Origin of the sequence: Chryseobacterium sp. AG844, from assembly GCF_003182335.1 — a bacterium.
In the GTDB taxonomy this organism is placed as follows: domain Bacteria; phylum Bacteroidota; class Bacteroidia; order Flavobacteriales; family Weeksellaceae; genus Chryseobacterium; species Chryseobacterium cupriresistens.
Window position 1 is genome coordinate 110,395 of the sequence record NZ_QGTV01000006.1, and the last position, 18,721, is coordinate 129,115.

19 protein-coding genes are annotated in these 18,721 nt (G+C 37.0%); 12 read left to right on the forward strand and 7 right to left on the reverse strand.

Features of this window, described 5'->3' with window-relative positions:
• The 3 genes from DEU40_RS08330 to gyrB all read right to left on the reverse strand — a co-directional run bounded on the left by DEU40_RS08330 (position 1) and on the right by gyrB (position 4,731).
• Positions 1-1,893: a DUF3857 domain-containing protein gene (locus DEU40_RS08330; protein WP_110009415.1), complete on the reverse strand. Its 1,893-nt coding sequence runs from the start codon at positions 1,891-1,893 to the stop codon at positions 1-3.
• 399 nt (positions 1,894-2,292) lie between these two features.
• Positions 2,293-2,715, reverse strand: a complete 423-nt coding sequence (locus DEU40_RS08335) for a DUF5684 domain-containing protein (protein ID WP_047432171.1) — start codon at positions 2,713-2,715, stop codon at positions 2,293-2,295.
• An 81-nt stretch (positions 2,716-2,796) separates the two neighbouring features.
• Positions 2,797-4,731, reverse strand: coding sequence for a DNA topoisomerase (ATP-hydrolyzing) subunit B (gyrB, locus tag DEU40_RS08340; RefSeq protein WP_110009416.1), 1,935 nt, complete (start codon positions 4,729-4,731; stop codon positions 2,797-2,799).
• 234 nt (positions 4,732-4,965) lie between these two features.
• Here gyrB and DEU40_RS08345 point away from each other — a divergent pair, with 234 nt between their 5' ends.
• The 3 genes from DEU40_RS08345 to DEU40_RS08355 are packed head-to-tail and all read left to right on the forward strand — an operon-like array spanning position 4,966 to position 7,831.
• Positions 4,966-6,309, forward strand: a complete 1,344-nt coding sequence (locus tag DEU40_RS08345; RefSeq protein WP_110009417.1) for a cytochrome ubiquinol oxidase subunit I — start codon at positions 4,966-4,968, stop codon at positions 6,307-6,309.
• Positions 6,306-7,310 carry a cytochrome d ubiquinol oxidase subunit II gene (locus DEU40_RS08350; RefSeq protein WP_110009418.1) on the forward strand — a complete coding sequence of 335 codons (1,005 nt, stop codon included), beginning with the start codon at positions 6,306-6,308 and terminating at the stop codon, positions 7,308-7,310. The genes DEU40_RS08345 and DEU40_RS08350 overlap by 4 nt, the downstream gene beginning before the upstream one ends.
• A gap of 5 nt (positions 7,311-7,315) precedes the next feature.
• Positions 7,316-7,831, forward strand: a complete 516-nt coding sequence (locus tag DEU40_RS08355) for a ClbS/DfsB family four-helix bundle protein (protein WP_110009419.1) — start codon at positions 7,316-7,318, stop codon at positions 7,829-7,831.
• Positions 7,832-7,867: 36 nt separating this feature from the next.
• On the opposite strand, the gene lysS is transcribed toward DEU40_RS08355, so the two are convergent.
• The 4 genes from lysS to DEU40_RS08375 form a co-directional block, all read right to left on the reverse strand.
• Positions 7,868-9,565 carry a lysine--tRNA ligase gene (lysS, locus tag DEU40_RS08360; RefSeq protein ID WP_110009420.1) on the reverse strand — a complete coding sequence of 566 codons (1,698 nt, stop codon included), beginning with the start codon at positions 9,563-9,565 and terminating at the stop codon, positions 7,868-7,870.
• Positions 9,566-9,739: 174 nt separating this feature from the next.
• Positions 9,740-10,669, reverse strand: a complete 930-nt coding sequence (gene rlmF, locus DEU40_RS08365) for a 23S rRNA (adenine(1618)-N(6))-methyltransferase RlmF (protein WP_110009421.1) — start codon at positions 10,667-10,669, stop codon at positions 9,740-9,742.
• 3 nt (positions 10,670-10,672) lie between these two features.
• Positions 10,673-11,047: a c-type cytochrome gene (locus DEU40_RS08370; protein WP_110009422.1), complete on the reverse strand. Its 375-nt coding sequence runs from the start codon at positions 11,045-11,047 to the stop codon at positions 10,673-10,675.
• Positions 11,047-11,265, reverse strand: coding sequence for a hypothetical protein (locus DEU40_RS08375; RefSeq protein ID WP_110009423.1), 219 nt, complete (start codon positions 11,263-11,265; stop codon positions 11,047-11,049). The genes DEU40_RS08370 and DEU40_RS08375 overlap by 1 nt, the downstream gene beginning before the upstream one ends.
• A gap of 201 nt (positions 11,266-11,466) precedes the next feature.
• Between DEU40_RS08375 and DEU40_RS08380 the strand changes: the two genes are divergently transcribed.
• The 9 genes from DEU40_RS08380 to DEU40_RS08420 all read left to right on the forward strand — a co-directional run bounded on the left by DEU40_RS08380 (position 11,467) and on the right by DEU40_RS08420 (position 18,721).
• On the forward strand, positions 11,467-11,919 hold the full coding sequence (locus tag DEU40_RS08380) for a cupin domain-containing protein (protein ID WP_110009424.1): 453 nt from the start codon (positions 11,467-11,469) through the stop codon (positions 11,917-11,919).
• 191 nt (positions 11,920-12,110) lie between these two features.
• On the forward strand, positions 12,111-12,752 hold the full coding sequence (locus DEU40_RS08385) for a hypothetical protein (RefSeq protein ID WP_110009425.1): 642 nt from the start codon (positions 12,111-12,113) through the stop codon (positions 12,750-12,752).
• Positions 12,753-12,997: 245 nt separating this feature from the next.
• The gene (locus DEU40_RS08390) at positions 12,998-14,422 is read left to right on the forward strand and encodes an anthranilate synthase component I family protein (protein ID WP_110009426.1); all 1,425 of its coding nucleotides are present in this window, start codon (positions 12,998-13,000) and stop codon (positions 14,420-14,422) included.
• 52 nt (positions 14,423-14,474) lie between these two features.
• Positions 14,475-15,077 (forward strand): anthranilate synthase component II, encoded by a 603-nt coding sequence (locus DEU40_RS08395; RefSeq protein WP_110009427.1) that lies wholly within the window; start codon positions 14,475-14,477, stop codon positions 15,075-15,077.
• A 41-nt stretch (positions 15,078-15,118) separates the two neighbouring features.
• A complete protein-coding gene (trpD, locus tag DEU40_RS08400) occupies positions 15,119-16,105 on the forward strand; it encodes an anthranilate phosphoribosyltransferase (protein ID WP_110009497.1) in 987 nt (328 codons plus the stop codon).
• A 55-nt stretch (positions 16,106-16,160) separates the two neighbouring features.
• A complete protein-coding gene (gene trpC, locus DEU40_RS08405; RefSeq protein WP_110009428.1) occupies positions 16,161-16,934 on the forward strand; it encodes an indole-3-glycerol phosphate synthase TrpC in 774 nt (257 codons plus the stop codon).
• Between the two features lie 18 nt (positions 16,935-16,952).
• On the forward strand, positions 16,953-17,651 hold the full coding sequence (locus DEU40_RS08410) for a phosphoribosylanthranilate isomerase (protein ID WP_110009429.1): 699 nt from the start codon (positions 16,953-16,955) through the stop codon (positions 17,649-17,651).
• An 18-nt stretch (positions 17,652-17,669) separates the two neighbouring features.
• Positions 17,670-18,179 carry a hypothetical protein gene (locus tag DEU40_RS08415; protein WP_110009430.1) on the forward strand — a complete coding sequence of 170 codons (510 nt, stop codon included), beginning with the start codon at positions 17,670-17,672 and terminating at the stop codon, positions 18,177-18,179.
• The gene (locus DEU40_RS08420) at positions 18,176-18,721 is read left to right on the forward strand and encodes a GNAT family N-acetyltransferase (protein ID WP_110009431.1); all 546 of its coding nucleotides are present in this window, start codon (positions 18,176-18,178) and stop codon (positions 18,719-18,721) included. Before DEU40_RS08415 ends, DEU40_RS08420 begins: the two co-directional genes overlap by 4 nt.

Here is an 18,721-nt window from a genome sequence, read left to right on the forward strand (position 1 = left end):
TTATATTTTTGTTATTAAAATTTTTGAATTATCCATATTCAGGATCTTTTTTCTGAAACTGATATAGTCATTGTACTTTTCCTTTGGATACAGCCCTTTATTAATCTGTATTTTTCTGATCACTTTTACCTGATCATCACTTTTAACAAAGCTTAGCTTATAAGATCCGAACTCGGAAGTAATGGTTGCGTTATCCGGAATTTCATCAACTTTATATCCTAAAGGAAGCACAAAGGCAATTTCATATTCATCCTCATAAGACATGCCTACTTCAAAAGGAAGCTCACGGTTTTCATCAGTTTTAAAGACTGCATCATTAAAAATAGGCACAGATCGGAACAATAGGCTGTTTCCTGCTTTTTTAGAGAAATTATTGGTTTTAAAATCCAGATCATAGGTAATAACGGCATTGTCTCTGTCGTTATTAAAATTTTTCATTTCAACTTTTTCAAAGTTCAGGATATTAAACCTTTCTTTAACTGCATCATTCTTTTCTTTAGGATTAAGGTTGGCAAATCTCAGATTATCATCATATTGATTTCCGGTATAAGAAAAGTTACCGGTGCCGATAATACTGTTATCCTCATTAAGATTAACTCTCAATGTTTGTTTTTCTTTATTCTGTTCAGCTTTATACACCGGTGTATTGATCAGTTCGATTCCTTTCGGAGTTACAGCAAGTACATTTCTGTCGGTAGTACTGTAATTTAAATGGTTAAAAGCAATTTGCTGAGAGGTATTTTCAAGCCATATATTTCCTTTTTCTGTTGGAACCATAAGAATAATATGATTTCCTCCCATAGAAGGAAATTCGGGATCAAAAGAAACCTGTGACCGACTGGAAGTAATAATACAATAGTTGGAAGGAATCCCTGCTTCATTCAGAAGAACTTTCATATAATTCGTAAGCCCCTTGCAATCTCCATAGCCTTTTTTCTGAACCTCATCCGGCATCATAGGCTGCCATCCCCCTATTCCCAAAGCCACAGCAATATATCGGCTTTTGTTCTGCATGTACTGATAAATTTTCTTTACTTTATCTTCTACAGATCCCTGTAATTGTAAAGAGGCTACCTCAGCTTTAATAGAAGGAGTAGATGCAGAAACAGGTACCAAAAGATCATTGTAAATCCAGGTTCCGAAATCTGTCCAGTTATTCAAAGTTCCCTGTTTTCCTGCAAGGCTGAATTTTGTAAGTGCAAAGTTGACCGCAGGTAAGATTTTAACAGGCTCTGGAATCATAAAAGCATCGTCAATAGCAGGTACATTTTTGTATGAATAGGTTTTATCATTTCCACTACCGCTTTCTATCACAGAGGTATAATTGTATTTTGAAGGGTAAATTTTAGATCTGAGTTCTATTCCAGAAGTGTTAACGATTTTAAACTGTGCTTCTTCAAGAGATATTTTAGTAGAAGTAAAAGGTACAAAATCCGGGATAAAAACAGTATCTTCATCTTCAGCTTCATAGGAAAAATCAATAGTATAAGGATATTGCACCGGTGTATATGAATAAACCAATATCCTGTTATCAGAATAAAAAACTCCCTGAGGATTGTTCGCTACGTCTTTAAAATCAGATTTTGAAACACTTTTAATTTTTTTGCCGGCCTCATCGTAAATCGTAAGTTTTATGTTTGAAATACTTTTTGATTTATCATAAGGGATGTAAGCTACTGCCTCATCGTCACCATCTTTATTTAAGACTGTAATTATCTTATTTTTCTGATATTTTATTTCATCGATTTTATTGATCTGAACGGTTGTAATTTCTTTTCGGATTACAACACTCGCATTTTTCTTTAAATTCTCAGGAATGGCAGAGGCAGGATAGCTCTGTGCGAAATATAATGAGGCGGTAGATAATGCCCCGAGGACTAATATTTTCATCATAGTTATTAAGATAGTACAAAAATAATAAAATCTTAATAACTGTTAAAAAAAATATAAAAGGCTCCAACATGTGAAGCCTTCAACCTAATACTTAAAAAAGTACTGTTTTAAATGTACCTATAAGGCAATGAACACATTATCAACTTTTCATTGCTTATTTCTGAAAAGTTAAAACAGAATATTTATATTCATTCTATATTGAAATAAGAATATATATTCTGTAACATGAAGGGATAAACTTCAAATTGTCTGCACTCAAATTTATAATAATTTACAATCCATATGATTCAAATACTGTAGAATTAATAATAACAGGAAGTACAATTAATTCTACAATCCTATCGATGATCAATAAAAAAAGACTTCATTGCTGAAGTCTTTTAATTTTTTTCTTTCTATTTAGTCATTCGGGACCAGCTTACTGTCAAAGCGATCACTTCCCAATCCCAATACAGGAATAAAAATAAATCCGAAAAGGAGAATCAGAATGGTGTACAGAGGTGTTTCTTTCGCAAAGCCTTTGGCAAGTCTGTCATATACCACCCAGCATGCATAAATGTTTACCAGTGGAATAAAGAAAAGAATGATCCACCAAATCGGTTTTTTCACAATTTCCAGTAATACGATCGTGTTGTAAATAGGAATAAAGGCAGCCCAGGCATCTTGTCTTCCTGCTTTCTGGAAAATTTTGTACATGCAGTATCCATAGAATATATAGCAAAGCAGCCCGAAGAACATTGTTCCGATCCCTAATCCTGCAGCAACTGCACCAGAAGCCGCATCTGCTCCGTTGTAAGGATCTGTTTGTAAAAGAGTTAACATATTATTGTTTTTTTGGTTTATCCAAATATAAAAAAAGCTTCTAAATAATCAGAAGCTTTTTTATTATATTTTTAAAAAGGATTATGCATCAATTTTTGCATATTTCGCATTTTTCTCGATAAATTCTCTTCTTGGCGGAACTTCATCTCCCATCAGCATTGAGAAAATACTATCTGCTTCCACTGCATTATCAATGGTTACCTGCTTCAGAATTCTGTGTTCAGGATTCAATGTAGTTTCCCACAGCTGTTCAGGGTTCATCTCTCCAAGACCTTTGTAACGTTGTACCTCTACTCCTTTTCCGTCCGGAGACATTTCTAAAGTAAATTCCTCACGCTCTTTTTCGTTATAAGCATATACTTTTTTGTTTCCTTTCTTTAACAGGTATAAAGGTGGTTGAGCAATATAGATATAACCATTCTCAATAAGTTCCTTCATATATCTGAAGAAGAAAGTAAGAATCAGTGTTGAAATGTGAGATCCGTCAATATCGGCATCGGTCATAATCACGATCTTGTGGTATCTTAATTTTGCCAGGTTCAATGCTTTGCTGTCTTCCTCAGTTCCCACAGAAACCCCAAGAGCAGTATAGATATTTCTGATCTCTTCGTTATCATATACTTTATGAAGCATAGATTTTTCTACATTCAGGATTTTACCTCTTAACGGAAGAATAGCCTGGAAGTGTCTGTCTCTTCCCTGCTTAGCCGTACCCCCTGCGGAATCTCCCTCTACAAGGAAGATTTCAGATTCTGCCGGATCTTTTGATGAACAGTCTGATAATTTCCCTGGAAGACCGGAACCTCCCATCGGAGATTTTCTCTGAACCATTTCACGGGCTTTTTTTGCAGCCTGTCTTGCTTTTGCAGCCAAAACCACTTTCTGAACAATCAGCTTAGCTTCATTTGGGTTCTCTTCAAGGAAGTTGGTAAGCATTTCCCCTACAATTTTATCTACAGCCCCGGAAACTTCAGAGTTTCCTAATTTTGTTTTAGTCTGTCCTTCAAACTGAGGTTCCATTACTTTTACAGAAACTACAGCTGTTAATCCCTCACGGAAATCATCTCCTGTAACTTCTACTTTCTCTTTCTGTGGAATTCCTAAATCATCAGCATATTTTTTAAGGGTTCTCGTCAAAGCACGTCTGAAACCTGCAAGGTGAGTTCCTCCTTCATGAGTGTTGATGTTGTTGACGTAAGAGTGAAGATTTTCGTTGAAAGAAGTATTGTAACGCATTGCTACTTCAACAGGAATATCATCTCTTTCACCTTCCATGAAGATCACATGCTCCATGATAGATTCACGGTTGCCATCAATATAAGCAACGAATTCTTTTAATCCGCCTTCAGAATGAAAAACTTCAGAGCGGAAAGATCCGTCTTCCAGTTTTTCTCTTTCATCCGTTAAAGTAATGGTAATTCCTTTATTAAGATAAGAAAGCTCTCTTAAACGGCTTGCTAATGTATCGTAATTATATATTAGTTCTGTAAAGATGGTATCATCCGGCTGGAAAAACTGCTTGGTTCCTCTTTTTTCGCTGTGACCAATCTCCTCAACACCTGTCTGGGCTTTTCCTCTTGAATAAATCTGCTGGTAAACGTTTCCGTCTCTGTAAACCGTAGTGATCATCTCATTGGAAAGGGCATTCACACACGAAACCCCAACTCCGTGAAGACCTCCTGAAACCTTATAAGAGTCTTTGTCAAACTTACCTCCGGCTCCAATTTTTGTCATTACCACTTCAAGGGCAGATTTCTGCTCTTTTTCGTGGAAATCAACCGGGATACCTCTACCGTTATCACTTACTTCAATTCCGTTTCCTTCCTTGATGCTAACGAAGATCGTGTCGCAGTACCCTGCCAATGCCTCGTCAATAGAGTTATCTACTACTTCATAAACCAAGTGGTGAAGTCCTCTGACTCCTACATCACCAATGTACATTGAAGGACGCATACGAACGTGTTCCATTCCTTCCAATGCCTGAATACTACTAGCTGTATATTGTTTTTGACTCATATTAAAAATTAAAAATCCTGCTATATGCAAAGACTCACAAATATCGTGATTTTTTTCGAGGTATGAAAGTTAAAAAGTGTCAAAAAAATGTGGAGTTTTCTTTAGAAAAACATAAGGATTGGTGAGCCGGTAAAAGAAACAAAATTAAAATGTATTGGTGAGATAGCAACTGTTGTAAATCATATTCAACATCAATAATTTATGCTTAAATTTATTAACTGAAAAGTTGAAATTATGGATGATTTTATCGCAGCACGCGCTCAGATGGCACTCTCTCTGGGCTTTCATATCATATTCTCCTGTGTGGGTATGGTGATGCCTTTTCTGATGGCTTTTGCCCATTGGAAATATCTGAAAACCAATAACGAGGTATATAAAGGACTTACAAAAGCATGGAGTAAAGGGGTGGCTATCCTTTTTGCAACGGGAGCCGTTTCAGGAACAATGCTTTCTTTTGAACTTGGCCTTTTATGGCCCGGATTTATGAAACATGCAGGTCCGATTTTCGGGATGCCTTTTTCTCTGGAAGGAACAGCCTTTTTCATCGAAGCGATTGCCATTGGTTTCTTTTTATACGGATGGGAAAGATTCAATAAATGGTTTCACTGGTTCTGTGGTTTTCTTGTAGGAGTAAGCGGGCTGGCTTCCGGAATTCTGGTGGTAGCAGCCAACTCATGGATGAATTCTCCCACCGGTTTTGATTATATTAACGGACAGTATCTTAATATAGATCCTATCAAAGCGATGTTCAATGATGCATGGTTTCCGCAGGCCCTTCATATGACAGTTGCTGCTTTTTGTGCAACAGGATTTGCAGTTGCAGGAGTTCACGCTTTTATGATTATGCGAAAGAGGAATATTGAGTTTCATACCAAAGCTTTTAGAATTGCCGTAGGTTTTGCTCTTATCGGAGCTTTTGGAGCCCCTTTGAGCGGTGATGTTGCTGCTAAATCCGTTGCAGAAAGACAACCGATCAAGCTGGCTGCCATGGAAGCTCATTTTGAAACTGAAAAAGGGGCTTCATTTGTGATTGGAGGAATACCTGACGAAGAAAAAGAAGAAGTAAAATATGCTGTGAAAATTCCAAAAGTGTTGAGTTTTCTGGTAAGTAATGATTTTAATTCTGAAGTAAAAGGACTAAAAGATTTTCCGAGAGATGAATGGCCTCCGGTTGCTGTGGTTCATTATGCTTTTCAGATTATGATTTTCTTCGGTGTGGTGATGATCGTTATCGGAGCTGTCTATTTATATGCCTTCTTCTTCAAAAAAGAATGGCTGAATAAAAACTGGTTACTAAAAACCTTTTTAATCGCAACACCTTTTGGATATATTGCTCTGGAAGCGGGATGGACGGTAACAGAAGTCGGAAGACAGCCCTGGATTATTTATGGAATTATGAGGACAGCAGATGCGGTAACTCCTATGCCGGGAATACAGTATTCATTCTATTTCTTCACGGCTATTTTTGTATCATTATCATTGATCCTTGTTTTCCTTTTAAAGAGACAGATTCAAATGGTACCGAAGCTTTACGATCCTACTGATGCTCAGTTTAACGATAAAAACAAAAAATCATGATTTACATTGTAATAGGTTTTCTCTGGCTATCCATCTGTCTTTATATTATTCTGGGAGGAGCTGACTTTGGAGCAGGTATTGTAGAAATGTTCACCAATAAAAAAGCCCGCCATAAAACCCATGAGATTATGTATGAATCTATTGCTCCTGTTTGGGAAGCCAATCACATGTGGCTGATTATTGCCATCGTTATCCTTTTTGTTGGCTTTCCGGAGATTTATACCACTATGTCTACTTATCTTCACATTCCTTTAGTCTTAATGCTTTTAGGAATTATTGCAAGAGGAACAGCTTTTACGTTCAGGCATTATGATGCTGTGAAAGACAATTGGCAGGTTTTATACACTCATATTTTCTACTACGCAAGCCTTTTAACACCTTTCTTTTTAGGGTTAATAGCTGCTGCAACGGTTTCACATTCTATCAATCCTGATGCTGTAGGCTTTCTGGATTTGTATGTGTTCAGCTGGCTGAACTGGTTTGGGGTTTCTGTGGGCTTATTTACTGTAGCCCTTTGTGCTTATCTTGCTTCTATTTTTTCATTAAGAGAAACCCGTGATAAGGCCGATCTTTTGTTAATGATCAGAAAATCCAAGCAGACCATGATCTTTGTTGTGATAACCGGAATACTGGTATTCGTAGCTGCTTATATTTCCGATATTCCACTTTTGATGTGGGTATTTTCAAAGCCTTTGGGTATTATGGCGATTGCTTTTGCCACCATTGCCTTGTTGCTTATTCTAAGAGCGATGAACCGTCAAAAACTACTTCCTGTACGTGCTTTGGCTGGCTTCCAGATAGTGATGATTCTGGTTGCGGCAACCTATCAGCATAATCCGGATATTATTTTATTAGGGAACGGACAGCATCTTTCATTACTGGAACATATGGCTCCTGAAAAAACTATCGCTGCATTGGGATGGGCATTGATGCTGGGTTCATTGTTTATTCTTCCTTTCTTATTTTATCTGATGGCTTCTTTCAGTAAGTTGAGAAAATAGTAAGTATGCAGGGGTATAAAGATAAAACAGAATTCATTGAAGAGCTAAAGAAAAGATATCTGCTCTATGATCAGGAATTTAATGATATAAAAGAAGAGGAAAAAGATCTTCGGCAGCCGGGAGTTGATAAAACTCCATCACAAAATATTTCCTATCAATTGGGTTGGACTCACCTACTTTTACAGTGGGAATCTGATGAAAGCAAAGGAATTGAAGTAAAAACTCCCACTCCTGAATACAAATGGAATAACCTGGGAGGATTGTACCAGTCTTTTTATAATCAATATGGTTCTCATACTTTACAAGAACAAAGAGAACTGCTTCGAAATCAGGTGGATGAAATTATCAACTGGATAGAAAGCCTTGATGATGATATACTATTTATTCCTGGCAAAAGAAAATGGGCAACTACTCCCGCCCAGTGGCCGGTTTGGAAATGGATTCATATCAATACCGTAGCTCCCTTTAAAAACTTCAGGGCACAGCTCCGGAAATGGAAAAAAGAAAAAGGTACAGCATAACACTGTACCTTTTTTGTTTATGTTTTCTGAGAAATCTTAAGCCAGTTTCATCAAAAGATTTTCATCAATTTTCTCTACTTTCACAATATTGTTTTTTGTCAAAGTCTTGGAAGCTTTATCCCATTTTTTACCGGATAACTGGCTTCTTTCTTTTACTTCAGCCAAAGCCATTGGCTCGTCCTGAGAATTAAGGATTTCAAGGATTACTTTTTCATCCTCTCCTAATTCAATTTGTGGAACTGCTTTTTCAGGTCTCATCTGAGGGAAGAATAATACTTCCTGGATTGAGGCATTATTCGTTAAGAACATGATTAATCTGTCCATACCGATACCTAATCCTGAAGTTGGCGGCATACCGTACTCAAGAGCTCTTAAGAAGTCCTGATCGATGAACATGGCTTCATCATCTCCTCTTTCAGATAACGCCATCTGAGCTTCAAAACGCTCTCTCTGATCGATCGGATCATTAAGCTCTGAATAAGCATTCGCGATTTCTTTACCGCATACCATTAATTCAAAACGCTCTGTTAAGCCTTCTTTGCTTCTGTGTTTCTTTGTCAGTGGAGACATTTCGATCGGATAATCTGTAATGAAAGTCGGCTGGATGAAGTTTCCTTCACATTTCTCACCGAAGATTTCATCGATTAATTTTCCTTTACCCATCGTCTCATTTACTTCGATACCGATAGATTTCGCGAAATCATATAATTCCTTCTCAGTTTTTCCGGTGATATCAAAACCTGTAAATTTCAGGATCGCTTCTGTCATGGAAACTCTTGGGTAAGGAGCTTTGAAATCTACTTCATGTTCCCCAAAGGTAGCTTTTGTAGTTCCATTTACCTGGATAGCACAGAATTCCAGTAATTTCTCAGTGAAATCCATCATCCAGTTATAATCTTTGTACGCTACATAGATTTCCATAGCGGTAAACTCAGGGTTGTGGGTTCTGTCCATTCCTTCATTTCTGAAGTTTTTAGAGAACTCATATACTCCGTCAAAACCACCTACGATCAGTCTTTTCAGATATAATTCGTTGGCAATTCTTAAATATAATGGAATATCCAGCGCATTGTGGTGCGTGATAAACGGTTTAGCTGCTGCTCCACCAGGAATTGACTGTAGGATTGGTGTTTCCACTTCAAAATATCCTGCATCATTAAAGAATGTTCTCATGGCATTGAACAATTTTGTTCTCTTCACGAAAATTTCTTTTACCTGTGGGTTTACCGTTAAATCTACGTAACGCTGTCTGTATCTTAATTCAGGATCTGTAAAACCATCGTGTACTACTCCGTTTTCATCAGTTTTAGCCTGAGGCAGCGGGCGTAAAGCCTTTGTAAGAAGCGTAAAGTTTTTCACTAAAACCGTCTTTTCTCCTACCTGAGTGGTAAACAATTCTCCTTCAATACCGATAATATCACCGATATCCAGAAGGTGCTTGTATACTTCATTATATAGTTCTTTATCTTCACCCGGACAGATCTCGTCTCTGTTGAAGTAAACCTGGATTTTTCCTTTAGAATCCTGCAATTCTGCAAAAGAAGCCTTTCCTTGAATTCTGCGGGACATCAATCTACCAGCGATCTTCACCTGTTTACTTTCAGAAAAATCCTGTTTTATAGATTCTGTAGTATCTGTAATTATATACTCATCCGCAGGGAACGCATTAATCCCCATTTCAGTAAGCTTATTCAGCTTTTCTCTTCTAATGATTTCTTGTTCTGATAATTGCATTTCTTATTTTTCTAAAAGCGTACAAATTTAGGCATTTTTGACATGACCGTCAATGGCTTTTTTAAGAAATTTTAAAAAGTGGTAAAGATGCGGGGTATTGGGGTTCGGGATACGTGTTTAGAGATCAAAGATTTGAATGATTGTGCTATCACATTAAACTTTGAACTTTGAATTTTAAATCAACCAGCTTTTTCTGTCTTTTCGGGGAATAAACGTCCACGCCAGCATTCTGCTTACTTTTTGTCCCTGAGCCATATCGATGGTTTTCACCTCTACAGCATTTACTTTCTTTAAAAGATTGTTGAGTTTATTGAGATTGTCTTTTTTCGAAACCAGACACGTGAACAAAAGAACCTGTGATGAAAACAATCTGCTTTCATTGATCATTTTAGTAATAAAAGCAAGTTCACCACCTTCACACCAAAGTTCAGACTGCTGTCCGCTGAAGTTAAAAAGAGGTTTCGTTTTCTTTGATTTACTAAGATTTTTTGTTTTTCTGATATTCCCTTTCATGGCAGATTCTTCGGAATCATGAAAAGGAGGATTGCACATGGTGAAAGTAAATCTGTCTTCCGGACCAATGATATTGGTAAAGATATGATCAGCATCAGGCTGGCTTTTTAACTGAATAACAGAGGAAAGATCTTCATTTTGATTCAGAATGTGTTGAGCATTTTTCAAAGAATCCTGATTGATATCCGTTCCCAGCATGATCCAGCCATAAGATTTGCAACTGATTAAAGGATACACGAGATTCGCGCCTGTTCCTATGTCTAATCCTTTTACAGAATTTCCTGTCGGGATTTTATTAAGTGGTTCACCTAATAGATCGGCAATATAATGTACATAGTCTGCTCTTCCCGGGATCGGTGGACAAAGATTGGTGTCAGGAATGTCCCAGCCTTTAATGTTGTAGAAATGTAAGAGTAGGGCTTTGTTGAGCAGTTTAACAGCCTGTGGAATGCTGAAATTAATGGTTGCCGTCTGATAGGCATTTGTAAAAACATAGTGTTTCAGTTCCGGCACACAAGAAATAAGCTGATCAAAATCGTAGGGATGACGATGCAGATTTCTTGTGTGCAGACTGGATTTTTCAGCGGACATATTTTATTTCTTCTGACTTAAAATATATTCCACCATTTTTTTGGCATCTTCTTTAGATACCTGAGGATGAGCAGCCATAGGGACACTTCCCCATACTCCACTTCCGCCTTCTATAATTTTGGAAGCCAGCAGTTCAGTATCCTTTTCAGAGTACTTTCCTGCAATTTCCTGATAAGAAGGTCCTATCATTCTCTCATTCACAGAATGGCAGCCTGAGCAGTCCAATGTTTCCATGATCTGATCACCGGAAAGATGAGACTGAGCAGGTTCTGAAACAGCTGTAGTTTCAGAAGAAGATGCCACTTCTGCTGTATTTTCTTTTTTAGAACAGGAAATGATCATAAGACCCAGTGTTCCTGCCAAAAGTATTTTTTTCATTATTTCTTCGCTGTAGAATCTGTTTTAGCAGCTTCAGGTGCAGGTGCAGCCGGAGTTGCAGCAGCTGGAGCAGCAGTTTTAGCAGTAGAATCTACCACAGTAGTTGCTTCCGGTTCCTCAAGCATTGTGTTGCTATCCTGTAAAGAGTGATCTGGCTTTTTTTTGCAGCTTGCCAATAATAAACCTCCGATAAATGCGATTGCTAATACTTTTTTCATTTTTTTCTAATTTGGAAGCAAAAATATAAAAAATAAACTTTTAAACTTATGACAAATGTTTTCTTTAGGAAATATTTTTGAGATCAGGATTTTAACAACTAATAAAAAAATAATTCAAACATGAGAGAATTTTAAATTAGGTTAGTATTTTTGTATATCGGATGATCCGAGCCAAAAATCAACGTATTAATTTAAAAATGTATGACCAGAAAACATGTATTGGGTACCGCTTGCTTTGCTATACTCTCTTCTCTCCTTTTTTCATGTGATAATTCATCCAATGAACCACAATCAGAATATTCTGATAAAATTGAATCGGTGACTCTTTTAAAAACGACAAAATCCTGGGACGGAACTACGTATCCTGCTTACCCCGCAACTCAGCCGGAAATTTCGGTTCTTAAAATTGCTGTACCTCCCAATTCGGCACTGAGCTGGCATAAACATCCCGTCATCAATGCTGCTTATGTAGAAAAGGGTGAAATTCAGATTGAAAGAAAAGAGGATGGAAAAACGCAATGGATAAGAAAAGGTCAGGTGCTTCCTGAAATGGTTAATACCGGCCACAGAGGTAAAACCGGAGACCTCGGCGCAACGCTGATTGTTTTCTATAGTGGAACTCCTGACATTCCTTTATCTGAGCCAGTACAATAAATAGTTCAAACGCTGGGTTCGCAAGGTAATGATGATAAAACTCTGTTTTTTATTCACAAGGGCACTTCGTTTAATTAATGACAGCGTCTTTTGCTGAGTGAAACGCCCTTGCGATCATTTTAATAATCATTTAATAACATCTTTGTGATCTCAGCGTTTAAATAAAAGATTATTATAATTATATTTAATCCATGGTTTTAATTTCAAAAATTCTGTTTTTCACCAGCCATCATGGTTTTTATACTGTGGTTCTGTTGTTTGCATTCTTTGGATTGCTCTCCTATCTGACCAAAAAAGCATGGTTTTTGATTCCGATCATTCCACTTGCTATATTGAATGGTTTTGGAGGACAGTTTCTAAATGCATGGTTTTTAAACAAATACGGAGTAGAAAGCACAGCTATTATCACCTCTGATGTAGAAACCAATTCTACCCTGAATGATATGTATATCCACGATTATGAGGCTATTGTAAAGAAACAGGACGGAACATATACCACTACCTTTTTCTCCACTACTACTGCAGCCATTTATCCTATCAGAAATTCAATCAGAATTCCAGGTGATAAGGATATTCCTGTAAAATACATTCCGGGATATGAAAAAAACATGGTAATCCTTTATGACCAATCCAGGGAAGGAAAAATTGTATTACAAAATGAAAAAATGGCTCCTGTGAATTCTGCAAGAATCAAATATGAAGCAGACAGAACAAATAAACAATTCATTGAAGAATATATTGCTGCATTGGAAGATTATGTAAAAGACTATGATGATGAAACTTACAGAGAAAAAATCAAAGTATTGAAACAAGAACTCAAACAGCTTAAATAAGAGGTTTCAATGTTAAGTTTTTTTATTTTCAGAAATTTTTTAGTCTTTGTATTAAAAAAATTTCTACATTTGTCCCATGTTTAAAATGAACAACAATATTTGGTGGTGGCTTTCAAACTCTTCGTCGGGTCTGGAGGTATTGTCATGTTGTTAATTACAGCAGAAATAATCAAAAAACAATATATAGGCTTTGACGGATACCGTTAAAGCCTTTTTTTATTCCTAATCTCACAAAAAACAATAAAATGTTGACCAAAACAATTACGATAAAAACCGTTTCAAAAAAAACACTGGGAGACCTTCATACTCCCATGAATATTTACCTTAAGATCAGGGATAAATTCCGTGATACGATTCTTCTGGAAAGTTCAGATTCAAAAAGTATTGATAATAACTTTTCCTTCATCGCCGTGAATGCCATTGCCGGAATTGAGGTGAAAAATCTTAACGAATATGAAATCAAACTTCCTTCTTCTGCTCCCGTAAAGCAATTTATTATGGAGCGGAATATTACAGATGTATTTGAAGAATTTCGCCAGATTTTTAAATGTGAAGAAACCAATGATCCTATTGAGCAGACGGCTCAGAGCCTTTTCGGCTACACAAGTTTTGAAGCAGTACAGTTTTTTGAAAACATCAGCCTTAAAGCACAAAGCAAGGAAGTAGAGATTCCTGTTTTAAGATACAGATTGTACCAATATGTGATTGCTATCAATCATTTCAATGATGAAATGTATATTATAGAAAACTGTATTGATGGCGTAAAGTCTGAATTCCATCTGTTGGAAAACCTCATTAAAAATCAGAATACTCCGGTTTACCCATTTGAGAAAATAAGCGAAGAAACATCTAATATTACAGATGAAGAATATATTGAACTGGTAAAGACAGCTCAGAAACACTGTATGCGCGGAGATGTCTTCCAGCTGGTTCTCAGCAGAAGATTCGAGCAGAAATTCAAAGGTGATGAGTTCAACGTGTATCGTGCTTTGAGAAATATCAATCCTTCTCCTTACTTATTCTATTTTGATTACGGAAATTACAAATTATTCGGATCGAGTCCTGAAAGCCAGTTAATCATCAAAAACAATAAAGCCATTATTCACCCGATTGCAGGAACATCCAAAAGAACGGGGAATTTTAAAGCTGACCTTGAAGCTATTGAAGTCCTGAAAGCCGATCCTAAAGAAAATGCAGAACATACCATGCTGGTGGATCTGGCAAGAAATGATCTTGGAAAACTCGGAAAAAATGTAACGGTTACCAAGCTTAAAGAAATCCAACTGTTCTCGCACGTTATTCATATGGTAAGTGAGGTGACTGCAGATGTTGCTGGTGACATCAATCCTCTGGAAATGGTTTCCGCTACTTTCCCTCAGGGAACATTAAGCGGTGCACCCAAGCATAAAGCGCTTCAGCTGATCAATCAATATGAAAAAGATTCCCGCGGCTATTATGGCGGCTGTATAGGAATCATCGGACTGAACGGAACCTGCAACCAGGCCATTATGATCAGAACCTTCTTAAGTAAAAACAATACCTTATTTTACCAGGCTGGTGCCGGTCTTGTAGCAAAATCTGTCCCTGAAAGTGAATTACAGGAAGTCAACAACAAACTGAATGCACTGAAAAAAGCAGTAGAAAAAGCAGAAAAAATAGTTGAAAAATAAACCCACCAGCTAGCAACAAAAAACAACCAGCAACTATCTAACAAAAAAAGCAATGAACAGCAATATAAACACTCAGCAGACGCCACTTAAAGTTCTCGTTTTTGACAATTACGACAGCTTTACTTATAACCTTGTTCAGATTATTGAAAGAATTCTGAACCAAAGAGTAGATGTGGTAAGAAACGATGAAATTACCCTTGAAGAGATTGGAAAATACGACAAAATCATCCTTTCTCCCGGTCCCGGAATTCCTGAAGAAGCAGGTATTTTATTAGACCTTATTAAAGAATACGCTCCTTCAAAAAGTATCCTTGGAGTATGTCTCGGACAGCAGGCCATAGCTGAAGCTTTCGGAGGAAGTCTGATCAACCTGTCTGAAATCTTTCACGGAGTGGCTACCACTACCGATCTGGTGAAAGAAGACACCAAATTATTTAAGGATTTACATTCAGGACTGGAAGTGGGAAGATACCACAGCTGGGCAGTCAATACTGAAGATTTCCCGGAAGAACTGGAAATTACGGCTGTAGATAAAGACGGAATGATCATGGCTTTGCAGCACAAAACCTATGATGCGCACGGAGTACAGTTTCACCCTGAAAGCATTTTAACACCGGAAGGAGAAGTAATCATTAAAAACTTTCTGTTGTCATGAAAACCTTAGAAAGTCCTTCAACAACCATAAAAATACCACAAATGAAAGAAATACTTCAATACCTGTTCAACCATAATACGCTTTCAAAATCTGAAGCGAAGGCTACCATGATTGAGATTGCACAGAATAAATTCAACGCTGCGGAAGTGACTGCTTTTATCAGTGTTTTCCTGATGCGGAATATCACCTTGAAAGAGCTGGAAGGTTTCAGAGAAGCATTGTTACAAATGGCTGTTCCTGTAAACATCGATGCCAGTGATGCGATTGATATTGTAGGAACAGGAGGTGATGGAAAAGACACCATCAATATCTCAACTCTGGCCAGTTTTGTTGTAGCCGGAGCCGGACAAAAGGTAACAAAGCATGGAAATTACGGAGCTTCCACCACCACAGGTTCATCGAATGTACTGGAAGAACTGGGATATCAGTTTAAAAACAGCTCAGAGCAATTGAATGAAGATCTTGAAAGGGCAAACATCTGCTTTTTGCATGCTCCCTATTTTCATCCTGCGCTGCAATCTGTCGGATTATTAAGAAAGTCGCTGGGATTGAGGACATTCTTTAACCTTTTGGGTCCATTGGTAAATCCGGCAAAACCAAAATTTTCCATGATTGGAGTTTATAATCTGGAAATTGCAAGAATCTATCAGTATCTTCTTCAAAAGGAAGCACGTGAATTTATTCTGGTGCATGGTCTTGACGGATATGATGAAATAAGTCTTACCGGCGACAGCAAAATCATCACCAAAAACGGAGAAGAAATTTATTCTGCAGAAGATTTAGGTTTCAATCCGGTAACGCTGGAAGATATTAAAGCAGGAAACTCCATTCGGGAAACGGCAAAAATATTCATGAATATTCTGGAAGGAAACGGTACAGAACAGCAGAACTCAGTAATTCTTGCCAATGCTTCAGCAGCGCTGCACAACACCCATAAATTCGGAACGTACGATGACTGTCTTCTGCTTGCTCAGGAAAGCCTGCAAAGCGGAAAAGCATTAAACAGTTTTAATCTCCTGATTAATTAAATTCATTATTCACTTGCGAAGCAAAATTCAGCATTGACCAAACTTAAACACAAAAATGACTATACTGGATCAAATTATTGAACGGAAAAAAGAGGAAGTTGCTGCTGCAAAATTGCGCATTTCCCTTGACCGATTAAAAAATACAGCCTTTTTTGGAAGACCAACCTATTCACTGAAAGAATCCATCAAAAATAAAAGCGGAATTATCGCTGAGTTTAAAAGAAAATCTCCTTCAAAAGGAATCATAAACAATAGTGTACAGCCTTTGGAAGTAGTTTCTGCTTACAAAAATTCTGGAGCCAGCGGGGTTTCTATCCTGACTGATCATGATTTTTTCGGAGGAGATTTAAATGATATTCTCAGTGTAAGAAATGACATCAATATTCCGATTCTGCGAAAAGATTTTATGATTGATGAATACCAGTTTTATGAAGCCAAAAGTATTGGAGCTGATGTAGTATTACTGATTGCTTCATGTCTTTCACCAGCTCAGGTACAGGAATTTACCGAATTAGCTCACCAACTGAAATTGGAGGTTTTACTGGAAATTCATACAGAAGATGAACTGAAACATTTTAATTCAAAAATCGATTTAGTTGGGATCAATAACAGGAACCTTAAAGATTTTAAAGTAGATCTTCAGCATTCGGTTCAGTTGAAGAATCAACTCCCGAAAGAAGTTTTATCTGTTGCAGAAAGTGGTATTTACAGCATTGAAGATTTTCAGTTTTTAAAAGAAAAAGGGTTTGATGGTTTCCTGATGGGTGAATATTTCATGAAAAATACAGATCCGGCCAAAGCTTTTGAAGAATTCGCTTCTCAAATTTAAACTCAATAATAATCAACAATGAACCTGCAACCTACAACCTCAAACCTGCCATCTCGCCTGAAAGTCTGTGGTCTTACAAAACCGGATCAGATTCAGGAATTGATTGCTATGAAAACAGATTTTCTCGGTTTTATCTTCTACGAAAAATCACCGAGATATGTTTTGAACCATCTGAGTCTGGAAGAACTCTCAAGTATTGACCACCAGGGAAAAGTGGGCGTTTTTGTTAATGAAGAAGCAGATATCATTGTAAAGGTCGTTCAGCGTGCGGATTTGAATTTTGTACAGCTTCATGGTGATGAAAGCAATGATTTTATTGCTGAACTAAGACAAAAACTGAATCCTGAGGTTGGAATCATTAAAGTCATCAGAATAGGAAGTAATACGGCAGAAAATCAAAATAAAATAACACAAATTCTTGATCTGCAACCTGCAACCTGTAATCTGCAACCTATCACCTACTACCTATTCGATACTGACAGCAAAGCCTTTGGCGGAACGGGACAACAATTCGACTGGAATATGCTGAATGAATTTGAGATTCCACTGCCCTACTTTCTAAGCGGCGGAATTTCTGAAGATAATATCTGTGATGTAAAAACATTGAAGCAACAGCCTTTCGCTTTGGATATCAATTCAAAGTTTGAAACAGAGCCCGGCAGTAAAAATATTGACAGGATAAAAAAATTTAAAACCCAATTTCAACAAAATAAATAACACATAAAAAACACAAGGATGAATATACATTTGCTAAAGAAGACATTTTATAAAACATTATTTCCGCCTAAATTCGGGAATGAAAAAATCCAGAATCTGTACCACTTTGTTGCACAGAACGACAGCAATACAGAACATTGGGAAGCGGGTGGATTATTGTCCGATTTCATTTGTATTATTAAAGATTTTGAAGAAAGTGATATCCAGTATTTTTTTGAAAGAATCAGCTTATGGAACAGTTATTATCTGGTTATTATTTCAGATAAATTTTTGGAAAACCATGTAAAATCCAGTGTAAAGTATGACCTGGGATTAATTTATTCTAAAATTTTTCTGCTTTACGAGGATTCCGATCCTTATTTTCTGATTGACAACCTTGAAATTGCCATTACCATGTATCAGTCGAAAATAGATAAAGCAACCTTAATTGACTTAATGCATAAAATAGAATTATTATATTATAAAAAGCTGATTACCAAACAGCAGTACGATTACCATCTCACATTTATTAATAGTTTGAACCCATGAAATATCACGTAAAAGAAACGAAAGATTTAACAGAAGCCCAAATAAAACACATCCTGGAACTTTGGGATATTTCTGCATGGAACACCATGAAATCATCCTACTTCCGCTCTTTTTTTAAAGACTCGGAATTTCATTTTCTGATGGATATGGATGAAAGCATATTGGCCGTTATGAGAGTGAACTTTGATTTCACCTTACAAATAGCAGACACCGGTTATTCCTTTGCGGAAGCCGTAGGACTTGTTTCTGCTCATAAAAAGAAAGGATATGGTGCTGCATTGGTAAACAATTTCAAAGAAAATGTTATTCAGAGAAATTTAGAGACAATTGGTTTCTGCCACGCTGATCTTCGTTCCTTTTATGAAAAATGTGACATAGAAATCCTCCATGACAAGGCCAAAATGATCAAAGAAAGTGTCGGCCCGGAGTGGGTAAATTCTGAAGATGATGATATTTTGATTTTTCATACCTCGCAGAAAAGAAAAGAGCTGCTCAACCAGCTGAGTGTACAAAACAACGCTTATTTAATGACTAAAGAATAA